Here is an 11,976-nt window from a genome sequence, read left to right on the forward strand (position 1 = left end):
CTTCCAACCCCTTTCGCGGCGTTCCTCGTCGGCGTGGCCGGAACTGACGTGGCCTTGCGCCTGAGCTCCCGATGCCTTGGAACCGCTGAGTGAGCAACGATCATGTTGCGTCGCAGCATGATTTTTTCGCGACGCTGCCGAGGCCCTGAGCCGGGCGCCTCAGGTTTGGGCGCTCGGCGCCTGATCCGTCAGCCGCGGCCGATGAACGGCATCTTGGTGGCCATCACCGTCATGAACTGGACGTTCGCCTCCAGCGGCAGGCTGCCCATGTAGAGCACCGCGTCGGCCACCGCCTGGACGTCCATCACCGGCTCGGGCGCCATCGTGCCGTCGGCCTGCGGCACGCCGCGGGCCATGGCGCGGGTCATGTCCGTGCCGGCGTTGCCGATGTCGATCTGCCCGCAGGCGATGTCATAGGCCCGCCCGTCCAGCGAGGTGGAGCGGGTCAGCCCCGTGATCGCATGCTTGGTGGCGGTGTAGGCGACGGAGCGCGGCCTGGGCGCGTGCGCCGAGATCGAGCCGTTGTTGATGATCCGCCCGCCGCGCGGGTCCTGGTCCTTCATCAGCCGGAAGGCCGCCTGGGTGCAGAGGAAGGCGCCGGTCAGGTTGACGTCCACCACCCGCTTCCAGGCCTCCAGCGACAGCTCCTCCAGCGGCACGGGCGGCGCGCCGGTCCCGGCGTTGTTGAACAGCAGGTCCAGCCGGCCGAACCGGCCCCGGGTCGCCTCGAACAGCCGGTCCACTGCGACGGGATCGGCCACATCGGTGGCCAGCGGCATGGCCCAGTCCGCCGCCTCGCCGGCCAGGCGCACCGTCTCCTCCAGCGCCTCGCCGCGCCGGCCGGCCAGGCTCACCGCCCAGCCGTTCGCCAGCAAGGTGAGCGCCACCGCCCGCCCGATGCCGGACCCGGCCCCCGTGACGATCGCAACCTTCCCCGAACCTGTGGCCATGCGCCTCGATAGCCCCGATCCCCGCGGGCCGCTAGACGGAGGGCGCGAAGCAGGGAGCAGGTCCGTGACGTTCGAGATCGAGGTGAGCGGGCAGGGGGGCGGCCCCCGCACGCTGCGCGTCCGCCGCGCCGGCGGCGAGGCCCTGGGGTACGTGCTCGCCGACGACAGCCAGGCCGCCTACCAGGACCTGTTCGCCCGGCTGGCCGCCGACTTCGGGTGTCGCGTGCCGCTGGCGCGTCGGCCGGTGGACTTCGACCGTCCGGACCCGCGGCTGGAGCCGCTGCTCACCGAGAACCTGGGCGAAGGCGTGCTCTACGGCTACGGCGATCCCTGCGTGCTGCGCGACGGCGACCGCTGGTGGATGGCGGTGACGTCGAACGACGCGCCGGAGAGCTTCCCGCTGTTCGGGTCGCGGGACCTCATCCACTGGGAGCCCGCAGGATTCGCCTTCCCGTCCGGCCGCAAGCCGGCCTGGGCCCTGGACGGTCCGGGCAGCGACTATTGGGCGCCCGAGATGCACCGGGTGGGCGACGAGGTCTGGCTTTGCTTCACGGCGCGCCGAACCGACGGCGAGCTGGCCATCGGGCTCGCCAGGGCGCCGTCGCCCGCCGGGCCGTTCTCCGCGCCGGACGCCCCGCTGCTGGCCGGCGACGTGATCGACGCCCACATCCTGCCGGACCCCGCGGGCCCGGTGCTCTATTGGAAGCAGGACAGCAACGGCCACTGGCCGGGTCCGCTGTCGCGCCTGCTTTGGGAGCGCCCGCACCTGATCGAACGCCTGTTCCCGCGGGCCGAGGACCAGGTCACCGCCGAGCTTGCGCGGACGCTGCACGCCTGGGGCGAGACGCTCGGCCCCATGGAGCAGTTCTGCCTGCGCCAGCTGCTCATCGAAGCGGTGACGGAGGATTTAGCCGGCTTCCGCGCGCGGCTGGCCAGCCTGCGCGCCGGGGCGGGGCCGCTCGCCGACGGAATCCTGGAGGCCCTGACCACCACCGTCTACGCCCAGCGCCTGTCGCCGGACGGGACGCGGCTGGTCGGCGAGCGCACGGCGGTGCTGTGCAACGACCAGCCATGGGAGGCCCACCTCATCGAGGGCATGTGGATCACCGAGCAGGCCGGCCGGTACTGGATGTTCTATTCCGGCAACGACTTCTCCACCGCCCAGTACGGCGTCGGGGTGGCGGTGGCCGACCATCCCTTCGGCCCGTTCGTGAAGCAGCCAGAGCCCTTCCTGAAGTCTTCGCGGGACTGGTGGGGGCCCGGGCACGTCTCGGTGGCGCCCGGCCCGGACGGGCGGCCCCGGCTCTTCCTGCACGCCTTCAAGCCGGGGCAGATGGGCTACAAGGTGTTCCGCGCCCTGCTGAGCGCAGGCCTGGTGTTCGATGACGGCGCCGTGAGGCTGGAAGCGCGGCCGCTACGTGGGGTTGCCTAGGCTCGAACACCTGTTTAGCCGTGGCCGCCCATGGCCGACCTTCCCCCGCCTCCCCCCGCCGCCGAACTCGAAGTCGTGGTGGTCCGTCCGCCCAGGCTGAACCCGCTTGGCGGCGAGGCCGCCTTCAGCGCGGTGCCGATCGGGCCGGAGATCCTGCGGACGACACCTCGGCTGGACGAGGCGCTGAAGCGTGCGCCGGGGGTCTCGCTCTTCCGCCGCACGGGCAGCCTCGCGGCCAACCCCACCACCCAGGGGCTGTCGCTCCGCTCCATCGCGCCCTCGGGCGCCGGCCGCGCCTTGGTGACCCTGGACGGCGCCCCGCAGAACGACCCCTTCGGCGGCTGGGTGATCTGGAGCGCCCTGCCGCCCGAAGGGCTGGACGGGGCGACCATCGTCCGCGGGGCGGGCGCGGGGCCCTATGGCGCGGGCGCGCTCACCGGCGTCGTGGCCCTGCAGGAGCGCGGGGCGGGCGAGGGCCTGGCCGCCTTCGACGCCTCGGCCGGCCAGCGTGACAGCTGGCGCCTCGCGGCGTCCGGCGGCGGCCCCGGCGTCCTGGTCACCGCCAGCGCCGAGCGCACCGACGGCTATGTGCCGGTCCGCGGCGCGCGGGCCGGCGCGGCCGACCGGCCGCTGGAACTGGAGGACGTGAGCCTGGCCTTCCGTGTGCAGCGGCAGGTGGCGGGCGTGGACGGCGCCGTGCGCCTCTCGGCCTACGAGGAGCGCCGCGGCGCAGGGCTCGCTGGCACCCGCTCAGTCGCCTCCGGCGGCTCCGCCACCCTGACCCTGGCGCGGGCGCCCGCCCAGGGCGTCGGGGGCTGGCGGCTGCAGGGCTGGGTGCGGAGCAGCGACCTGAAGAACAGTTCGGTCGCCGTGGCCGCGGGGCGCGCGACCACCACGCCCGCCAACGACCAGTACGCCACCCCGGCGGTCGGCTACGGCCTCAACGCCGCCCTACAGGGCCTGTGGGGCGACCTGGCCTGGGAGGCCGGGGCGGACGTGCGCCTGACGGACGGCGAGGCGCGCGAGCGCTTCCGGCTGATGAACGGCGTCTTCACCCGCGGCCGCCTGGCCGGCGGCAAGACGATGGTCGGCGGGGCTTACCTGGAGACCGCCCTCGACAGCGGCCCCTGGCTGGTCACCGGCGGCGTGCGGGTTGACGGCTGGAGGTCATACGACGCCATCCGCCGCGAGTGGGACCTGGCCAACAACGCCGTGCTGCTGAACCAGGCCACCGCCGACGCCTCCGGCACGACGCCGACCGCCCGCCTGGGGGTGCGCTACGAGATCGCCGAGGCGGTCTGGGTGCGCGCCGCGGCCTACGGCGGCTTCCGCCCGCCGACCCTGAACGAGCTGCACCGGCCGTTCCGGGTCGGAAACGACATCACCGAGGCCAACCCGACCCTGAAGCCCGAAACCCTGCAGGGCGTCGAGGTGGGCGTGGGCGGCGACACGGCCGTACGCTGGAGCGCGACCGTCTTCTACAACCGGCTCGAAGACCCGATCACCAACGTCACGATCGGCATCGGCCCGGGAACCTTCCCCACCGCGGGCTTCGTCCCCGCCGGCGGGGTGCTCCGCCAGCGGCGCAACGCCGGCGAGATCACCGCCTGGGGCGTAGAAGCCGACGGGTCGGGGGAGGTCGGCCCGGCGCTCGGCTGGCGCGCGGCCTTGTCCTACACCGAGGCCGAGGTGGACGGCGGCGCGGCGGCCCCGCAGCTGACCGGGAAGCGTCCCGCTCAGACGCCGAAGCTGACGGCCACCGCCGGCCTCGACTGGCAGGTGACCGAGCGGCTCGGGCTGAGGGCGGACGCTCGTTACGAGACCGCTCGTTGGGAGGACGACCTCAACACCCGCAAGCTCGGGGCCGGCGTGCAGCTGGACCTTCGGGCCGCCTGGCGCCTGACCAGGGCCAGCGAGTTCTACGTGGCCGCCGAGAACCTGCTCGACGAGAAGCTGGAGGTCGGCGAGACGGCGGACGGGGTGGAGAGCTTCGCTGCGCCGCGCACCGTCCGGGTGGGCTTCGCCCTGCGCCGCTAGGCCGGGACCGGGCCGAACAGCTCGTCGTGCCGCGCGCAGATCCGCGGCCACAGCGCGGCGGCCTCCGGCAGGTCGAGGTCGAACGCCTCGCCGAGCACCGCCACGTACGCGTCCGCGGAGCCGATCAGGCGCTGGTCCGCGCGGCGCGGGCGGACTTCCCGGAGCACCCGGCCGCGGAGCTGCAGCAGGTGGTCGGGCCGCCAGCGCTGGACCAATGCATTCTGCACGAAGACGCTTTCCGGGGCGGTCTGCAGCCACTGGCACTTGGCGCCCAGCAGGTCTTCCGCAGCGGGCTCGAGGGTGAAGTCGTAGGACTTCGCGCCGCCCTGGTCGTGGTTGTGGAAGCGCCACCAGCGCCCGTCGAGATCCGCGAGCCTGAAGTCGAAGCCGTCCGCCCGGATCGCGCCGGCGGCCAGCGGGAAGGGCTCCAGGCTGCCGTCGCCGAAGCCCACGTCGGCGATCCAGGGCCGGTCGAGGTGCACGAGCAGCACCAGGTGGTTGCCGGCCTGGACGTCGCCGATCAGCTCACGCATCACGCCGCCCGCCAGCCGCGTCACGCGAAAGCCGATGGCCTCCAGCGCCGCCCCGAAGACGCCGTTCATCTCGTAGCACCAGCCGCCCCGCCGCCGGCCGACCAGCTTATCGAAGGCGGCGCGCGGGTCGGGCGTCAGCGGCCGACCGAGCTGGACATCCAGGTTCTCGTAGGGAATGGCCAGCAGGTGCGCCCGGTGCAGGGCCCGAAGCGTCGCAAGGTCCGGCCGGGCCTCGCCCTGGAAGCCGATCCGCTCGAAATAGGCCGCAAGGTCCATGGTCCCGCCTCCCGCCACCAGACTTAGGGGCTGCGGCCAGGCTTCGCCAGCTACTCCGCGCCGCCCGCGTTGGGCGCCTGGCCCGTGATCAGCTGGACGATCTCGGGGCGGATGTTGTCGGCGCCCTTCTCCATCATGTGCTGGACGATCCGCGCGCCAACGGCGTTGCGCACCTCGGCGGTGAACTCGGCCTTGTTCTCGCCCACCCAGGCCATGGAGGCCTCGCGGTTGACGTTCAGCTGCTGGAACTGCGGGAAGACATAGCGGGCGACGAGTTCGTAGCTGCGCTTCTTGCGCTCCCAGGGCGCCCAGTTGTGGTCCATGAACAGGAAGGCGCCGAAGCCGGCGCTCTCGTCGACCAGCTGCTGGATCCGGCGCGCCGCGTCCTCCGGCGTGCCGATCACCGCAAGCCCGGTGTCGATCATCGCCTGCACCGGGTCATCGCCCTCGGGGACGATCGGCAGGTTGGCGATCTCCCGGAAATAGTAGATCCACTTGTCCAGGCCGAAGCGGACGTCCTCCATGGCCTGCTCTCGCGTCTCGGCCACGTGCATGGGGCCCACCAGACGCCAGGCGTTGCGGTCCATGGTCTGGCCGTGTTCGGCCGCCTGCTCGTTGGCGATCGCCCAGTTCGAGGCCAGGGCGTTGAACCCTGCGGTGGAGGTGGCGCCCAGCGACAGAAGCCCCACGCCGTGGCGACCGGCCGCGCGCGCGCCGGTGGGGGAGACCTGGCTCGCCACCGCCATTTCCACCGACGGCCGCGAGTAGGGCGTCATCTGCAGGCGGGCGTTGCGCAGCTCGAACCAGTCGGAGTGGTGGGTGACTTCCTCGCCGCGCATCAGCCGGACCAGCACGTCCAGCGCCTCGTCCATGCGATCCCGCTGCTTCTGGACGGGAATGCCCATCATGAAGGCGTCGGAAACCAAGGCGCCCGGCCCGACGCCGAACATCACCCGCCCACGCGTCATGTGGTCGAGCTGGTTGATGCGGTCGGCCAGCATCATCGGGTGGTGGTAGGGCAGGGAAGCGACGCCGGTGCCCAGGCGGATGTGCTTCGTGCGCTCGGCGGCCGCGGCGATGAACACCTCCGGGCTGGCGATCAGCTCGTAGCCGGCGGAGTGGTGCTCGCCGATCCAGGCCTCGTCGTAGCCGTGGCGGTCCAGCCACTCCACAAGCTCCAGGTCGCGCTGGAGCGCGAGGGTGGGGTTCTCGTCCACCGGATGGAATGGCGCGATGAAGGCGCCGAAGCGCAGGCGGGCCGGCAGCATATCTTCCTCCCAAGGTGCGCGGTTCCCCCCGCGCCTCGGGCTGAACGATACCGGCGTTCCGCCGCGGTAGGCTACGCCTTGCCGGCGCCCTTCGCCTGCTCGGCGATCTCCTCCTTCACCTCGTCGCGAGCCGCTTCGAGGAAGCGGAGCACGGCGAGCTCGAACGCGCGCTCGTCCTTCGCGGCCTTCAGGGGCAGGGCGCCGCGCTGGTAGCTGTCGAGCACCACCGGGTGGATGTAGGCGCTGCGGCACACCGCAGCGGTGTTGCCGAGCACGCCGGCCACAGCTTTGACGCAGGTGTTGATGTTGCGCTTGGCTTCCGTCGCGGTGGCGCATTGCGGCAGCTCGATCAGACCGCGTGCGGCGGCCAGCGTGCCGGCCCAGGTGCGGAAGTCCTTGGCCGAAAAGTCCTCGCCCATGGTCTCGCGCAGGTACGCGTTGACGTCGGCGGACTCCACGACCCGCTGCTCGCCGTCCTCGTCGATGTACTGGAAGAGCCGTTGGCCCGGCAGGTCCTGGCAGGCCTTCACCACCCGGGCGAGCCGGCGATCGTTGAAGCCGGTTCGGTGCGCCTTGCCGCTCTTGCCGCGGAACTCGAAGACCGCCCCCTTCGCGTCGATCTTCGCGTGCCGGTCACGCAGCGTGGTCAGGCCGAAGCTCTTGTTCTGCTTGGCGTATTCCTCGTTGCCCACGCGGATGAGGGTCTTCTCCATCACCCGGATCACGGCGGCGAGCACCTTTTCCCGGGGGAGGCCGCGGCGGGAGAGATCCTCGTCCACCCGGCGGCGCAGCTTGGGCAGGGCGCGGCCGAAGGCGATCACCCGATCGTACTTGTGCGTGTCGCGAACCTCGCGCCAGCGCTCGTGATACCGGTACTGCTTGCGGCCCTTCTGGTCGCGGCCCACGGCCTGGATGTGGCCGTTGGCCCTGGGGCAGATCCAGACGTCGGTCCAGGCCGGCGGGATGGCCAGCTTGCGGATGCGGTCCAGCGTCTTCTCGTCCGTGACCGGGTCGCCGTTCGGCTTGATGTAGTTGAAGCCGTTCGACCGGGCGGGCCGGCGGGTGATGCCGCGGTCCGTGTCGCTCACATAGACCAGCCCAGCGGCCTCCATGTCGTCGAGGCCGGGCGGGGCGGTCTCCAGGTTGTCGGGCATGTCCCTGGCCATGGTCGTCGCACACTCCTCCGGCCTCGCGGCAACGTGGTATGCGGAGGGCCGGTTCCTCCCGCCTCCGGAGCAGACTTGAACTACCGTCACGCCTTCCACGCCGGGAACTTCGCCGACCTCGTGAAGCACGCGTGCCTGCTGCAGCTGCTCGCGCGGCTCCGGGCCGAGCCGACGCCGCTGGCGATCATCGACACCCACGCCGGGCGGGGGCTCTACGACCTTGCCGGCGAGGAGGCGCGCAAGTCGGGGGAGGCGGACGCCGGGGTCGTGCGGCTAATGGGGGCCGCCGACGCGCCCGACGCCTTCGCGCCCCTGGTCCAGGCGGTGGGCGCCCTCAACCGCGGCGGCGGCGTGCGCCGCTATCCGGGCTCGCCGCGGCTGATCGCCGACGCGCTGCGGCCCGGCGACAGCTATCTGGCCTGCGAACTGCGGCCCGAGGAGCACGGGGCGCTGAAGACCCTGCTGAAGGATGCGCCCGGGGTCAGAACGGCGTGCGCCGATGGCTATGCCGCAGCCTTGGCCGAGACGCCCCGACGCGGCCGGGCGCTGCTCGTCATCGACCCGCCGTTCGAGCGCGCCGACGACTATGCTCAGTGCGTCGCGACCCTGGCGCAGGCGCGCCGGCGCAATCCGGCCCTCCAGGCGCTGGTCTGGCTGCCGCTCAAGGACCTGGAGACCTTCGACGCCTTCCTGCGGGACCTGGAGGATGCGGTCGAGGCGCCCCTGCTGGCGGCCGAGACGCGCATGCGGCCGCTGCACGATCCGATGAAGATGAACGGCTGCGCCCTGGTGCTGCTCGACCCGCCGGCCGGGCTGACGCCTGTGCTGGAGGCGATCTGCGGCTGGACGGCGGGAAGCCTGGGCGAGGGCGGCGAGGCCCGCGTCTACGCCCTGGCGGCTTGAGCGGCTCGGAGGAGTTGGCGGCGGCGCCCGCGCCGGCCTAGAAGCGCCGTGTGAAGCGGCTGATCGACATCGCGGGCGGCCTTGTGGGGCTGGTGCTCTTCTCACCCCTTCTGCTGGCGCTGGCGGTAGCGATTCGGCTGGAGAGCCGGGGCCCTGCGCTGCACTGGTCCAAGCGGGTCGGCCGGGACAATCGGCTGTTCGCCATGCCGAAGTTCCGCACCATGCGGGTCGGGGCGCCGGACGTCGCCACCCACCTGCTTGCCGACCCTGACCAGTGGGTGACGCCCCTCGGCCGCCTCCTGCGACGCACGAGCCTGGACGAGCTGCCGCAGTTCTGGAGCGTGCTGGTCGGCCACATGAGCCTGGTCGGGCCGCGGCCGGCCCTGTTCAACCAGGACGACCTCGTCGCCCTCCGCACGGAGCACGGCGTCCACCGCCTTCGCCCGGGCGTCACCGGCTGGGCGCAGGTGAACGGGCGCGACGAGCTGCCGATCCCCGAGAAGGTGCGCCTGGACCGCGAATACCTCGATCGCCGGTCGCTGGCGTTCGATCTGGCCATCCTCCTGCGCACGATCCGGGCGGCGTTCAGCGGGAAAGGCGTAAGCCATTAAACTTTGAGGGGAACTCCACCGCGGGGCTTGGGCGTTTCTCCGCCTGGGCCGTCCCAGGAGCAGACCCGTGAGCAACGACGCCTTCCAGAATCCGGAGCCCGGCAAGCGCCGCGCCCCTGGCCAGCCGGGCCGGCCGGGCGACGCCGGCCGCCGCCGCCCGCTGCAGCGGGCGGGGACCTGGACGCGTGAGCACTGGCAGGCCGCGCGGGCGCGCATGGCGGCCACGCGGCTGAAGAAGCCCAGCCCGAAGTCGCTGAAGATCGCCGGCGCCGTGCTGGCGACCCTGGCCATCGCCATCGCCATCCTCATCGCCATCTGGGACTGGAACTGGTTCCGGGGCCCGCTGGCCCGCTTCGCCTCGGCCCGCATGCACCGTGAGGTGCAGATCACCGGCGACCTCGACGTCCACCTCTGGTCCTGGCAGCCGCGGGCCTCGGTGGAAGGCATCCGCATCGCCAACCCGGACTGGGCGCCCGACAAGCGGCAGATGGCGCAGATCGACCGCATCGTCGTGCAGATCCGCCTGCTGCCCCTGCTGAAGGGCGACGTGGACCTGCGCCTGCTGCAGTTCGACCGCCCGAACGTGCGCCTCTACGCCGACGCGCAGGGCCGCAAGACCTGGGATTTCTCGGACGGCCGCCAGCCGGACAAGCCGACCAAGCTGCCGCCGATCCGCAACTTCATCATCAACCAGGGCCAGATCGACTTCCGGGACGTGAAGCGCGGCCTGACCTTCTCGGGCACGCTCAATGCCAGTGAGCAAATGAACGGCGCCAACCGTGGCTTCCAGGTGCTGGGCCAGGGCTCCTACAATCGCCAGCCGTTCAACCTCCGTGTCACCGGCGGGCCGCTGCTGAACATCGACAAGGACGTGCCGTACCCGTTCGACGCCTACATCCGGGCGGGCCAGACGATCATCACCGCGCGCGGCGACGTGCCGAAGCCCTTCGACCTGGCCCAGTTCCAGATGAACGCCTCGGTGCGCGGTCCCGACATGGCCGAGCTCTACGGCCTGACCGGTATCGCGCTTCCCAACACCCCGCCCTACACGGTGCGCGGCCGGCTCTCGCGCGACGAGAAGTTCTACCGGGTGACCGGGCTGAACGGCCGCGTCGGCGACAGCGACCTGTCCGGCACGGTGAGCGTGGATACGGGCAAGGAGCGCCCGTACCTGAAGGCCAACCTGTCCACCCGCAGCCTGGACTTCGACGACCTGGGCGCCCTGTTCGGCGGCGCGCCCTCGACGGCGCCGGGCGAGACGGCGTCCGCCGAACAGAAGGCGGTGGCGCAGAACCTCAACGCCCAGCAGCGGCTGTTCCCCGACTCCACCCTGGCCGTGGAGCGGATCCGGGCGATCGACGCCGACGTCAGCTACAAGGTGGCCTCGATCCGCGACGCGCCGGTGCACCTGCGCTCCGCCTCCGTGACGGTGAAGCTGGATGACGGGCTGCTCCGCGCCGACCCGCTGCGGCTCGACCTGCCGCAGGGCCAGATCGCCGGCCACGTGCAGCTGAACGCGCGCCGTGCGACGCCCGTCACCGACCTCGACCTGCGGCTGTCGAACGCCCGGCTGGAGCAGCTCATCCCGATCCGCACCCCGGGCGGGCCGATGCCGCTGACCGGCTCGCTGGTGGGCCGCGCCCGGCTGACCGGCGAGGGCAACAGCGTCCACAAGGCCTTCGCCAACGCCGACGGCGAGGTCATGGTGGTGATCCCCAACGGCGAGATCCGCGAGGCCTTCGCCGAACTAATGGGCGTCAACGTGGTCAAGGGCCTGGGCCTCCTGCTCAAGAAGGACCAGGACAAGGTGCCCGTCCGCTGCGGCGTGGCCCACTTCCAGACTACCGACGGGGTGATGCGCGCCAACCGCATCGTCTTCGACACCGAGCCGGTGGTGGTGACCGGCACGGGCACGGTCAACCTCGGCACGGAGCGGATGGACTTCCGCGTGCAAGGCCAGCCCAAGAAGTTCCGGCTGGTGCGGCTCATGCTGCCGGTCACCGCCAAGGGGCCGCTGCGCGCGCCGAAGATGGGCGTGGAGCCCGGCAAGGCCATCGCCCAGGGCGGCCTGGCCGTGGCGCTGGGTTCGGTGCTCTCGCCGATCGCGGCCATCCTGCCGTTCGTCGACCCAGGCCTGGCCAAGGACGCCAACTGCTCGGCACTCCTCGCCAGCGCCTCGGCGGAAGGCGCGCCGGTGAAGTCGGCCCGCCGCTAGCCGTTGACGGCCGGCCGGCCGGCGCGGCAACCTCGCGCCGCCGCCGGTCAGGCGGGGGTCAGCGGAGTGAAGGCGATGGGCGGCAGGATCGGTTATGCGGCGGGCGCGGCGCTCGCCCTGAGCGTGGGCCTGGCGGTGGCGGCCACGGGGGCGCTGGCGCACAACACCCACGGCGAGACCGCCACGACGCCCGGAGCCAAGGCGGCGCTGGCGCGGCACGACAACTTCGAGCGGATGGGCGCAGCCTTCAAGCGGCTGAACGACGAACTGCGCAAGGGCTCCCCGGATAAGGCCGTGGTCGCGCAGAGCGCCGGCCAGCTCAAGACCCTCGCCGGCCAGATGCCCACCTGGTTCCCGCGCGGCTCGGGCCAGGAGGCGCGGCCCAAGAGCGAGGCCAAGGCCAACATCTGGACCGATGCGGCCGGCTTCAACGCCGCCTCGTCCAACCTGCAGGTGCAGGTGGCCAAGCTGCAGCAGCTGGCGGCCGCCGGCGACATCGAGGGCGTCAAGGCCCAGGTGCGGCCCACCGGCGGCGCCTGCAAGGGCTGCCACGACAAGTACCGCGTCCAGAAGGAGTCCTGATCC

10 protein-coding genes are annotated in these 11,976 nt (G+C 72.2%); 6 read left to right on the forward strand and 4 right to left on the reverse strand.

Annotated elements, in window-relative coordinates; genetic code table 11:
* Positions 1–188: 188 nt before the first annotated feature.
* Positions 189–950 carry an SDR family oxidoreductase gene (locus tag VIL67_RS00235; RefSeq protein WP_332046831.1) on the reverse strand — a complete coding sequence of 254 codons (762 nt, stop codon included), beginning with the start codon at positions 948–950 and terminating at the stop codon, positions 189–191.
* A gap of 64 nt (positions 951–1,014) precedes the next feature.
* Here VIL67_RS00235 and VIL67_RS00240 point away from each other — a divergent pair, with 64 nt between their 5' ends.
* Entirely contained in the window at positions 1,015–2,382 is a 1,368-nt protein-coding gene (locus tag VIL67_RS00240) for a family 43 glycosylhydrolase (RefSeq protein ID WP_332046832.1), read from the forward strand.
* A gap of 30 nt (positions 2,383–2,412) precedes the next feature.
* Positions 2,413–4,419: a TonB-dependent receptor gene (locus tag VIL67_RS00245; RefSeq protein WP_332046833.1), complete on the forward strand. Its 2,007-nt coding sequence runs from the start codon at positions 2,413–2,415 to the stop codon at positions 4,417–4,419.
* On the opposite strand, the gene VIL67_RS00250 is transcribed toward VIL67_RS00245, so the two are convergent.
* The 3 genes from VIL67_RS00250 to VIL67_RS00260 all read right to left on the reverse strand — a co-directional run bounded on the left by VIL67_RS00250 (position 4,416) and on the right by VIL67_RS00260 (position 7,662).
* Entirely contained in the window at positions 4,416–5,228 is an 813-nt protein-coding gene (locus VIL67_RS00250) for an arylamine N-acetyltransferase family protein (RefSeq protein ID WP_332046834.1), read from the reverse strand. The two genes, VIL67_RS00245 and VIL67_RS00250, sit on opposite strands and share 4 nt — an antisense overlap.
* Before the next feature lie 50 nt (positions 5,229–5,278).
* Complete coding sequence (locus VIL67_RS00255; protein ID WP_332046835.1) at positions 5,279–6,496, reverse strand: LLM class flavin-dependent oxidoreductase; 1,218 nt, start codon at positions 6,494–6,496, stop codon at positions 5,279–5,281.
* 71 nt (positions 6,497–6,567) lie between these two features.
* A complete protein-coding gene (locus tag VIL67_RS00260) occupies positions 6,568–7,662 on the reverse strand; it encodes a DNA topoisomerase IB (protein WP_332046836.1) in 1,095 nt (364 codons plus the stop codon).
* 75 nt (positions 7,663–7,737) lie between these two features.
* Between VIL67_RS00260 and rlmJ the strand changes: the two genes are divergently transcribed.
* From rlmJ to VIL67_RS00280, 4 genes are all read left to right on the forward strand, one after another.
* Positions 7,738–8,565 (forward strand): 23S rRNA (adenine(2030)-N(6))-methyltransferase RlmJ, encoded by an 828-nt coding sequence (gene rlmJ / locus VIL67_RS00265; protein WP_332046837.1) that lies wholly within the window; start codon positions 7,738–7,740, stop codon positions 8,563–8,565.
* A gap of 50 nt (positions 8,566–8,615) precedes the next feature.
* Positions 8,616–9,176, forward strand: a complete 561-nt coding sequence (locus VIL67_RS00270) for a sugar transferase (RefSeq protein ID WP_332046838.1) — start codon at positions 8,616–8,618, stop codon at positions 9,174–9,176.
* Positions 9,177–9,243: 67 nt separating this feature from the next.
* The gene (locus tag VIL67_RS00275) at positions 9,244–11,391 is read left to right on the forward strand and encodes an AsmA family protein (RefSeq protein WP_332046839.1); all 2,148 of its coding nucleotides are present in this window, start codon (positions 9,244–9,246) and stop codon (positions 11,389–11,391) included.
* Between the two features lie 75 nt (positions 11,392–11,466).
* Complete coding sequence (locus VIL67_RS00280; protein WP_332046840.1) at positions 11,467–11,973, forward strand: c-type cytochrome; 507 nt, start codon at positions 11,467–11,469, stop codon at positions 11,971–11,973.
* Positions 11,974–11,976 lie beyond the last annotated feature (3 nt).

Origin of the sequence: Phenylobacterium sp., from assembly GCF_036563385.1 — a bacterium.
Taxonomy (GTDB): Bacteria; Pseudomonadota; Alphaproteobacteria; order Caulobacterales; family Caulobacteraceae; genus Phenylobacterium.

Excerpts from the sequence above, each read along its gene's own strand:
- VIL67_RS00280 (WP_332046840.1), top strand. The coding sequence starts at position 11,467 with ATGGGCGGCAGGATCGGTTATGCGGCGGGCGCGGCGCTCGCCCTGAGC.
- VIL67_RS00235 (WP_332046831.1), bottom strand. The coding sequence starts at position 950 with ATGGCCACAGGTTCGGGGAAGGTTGCGATCGTCACGGGGGCCGGGTCC.
- VIL67_RS00250 (WP_332046834.1), bottom strand. The coding sequence starts at position 5,228 with ATGGACCTTGCGGCCTATTTCGAGCGGATCGGCTTCCAGGGCGAGGCC.
- VIL67_RS00255 (WP_332046835.1), bottom strand. The coding sequence starts at position 6,496 with ATGCTGCCGGCCCGCCTGCGCTTCGGCGCCTTCATCGCGCCATTCCAT.
- VIL67_RS00260 (WP_332046836.1), bottom strand. The coding sequence starts at position 7,662 with ATGGCCAGGGACATGCCCGACAACCTGGAGACCGCCCCGCCCGGCCTC.
- VIL67_RS00245 (WP_332046833.1), top strand. The coding sequence starts at position 2,413 with ATGGCCGACCTTCCCCCGCCTCCCCCCGCCGCCGAACTCGAAGTCGTG.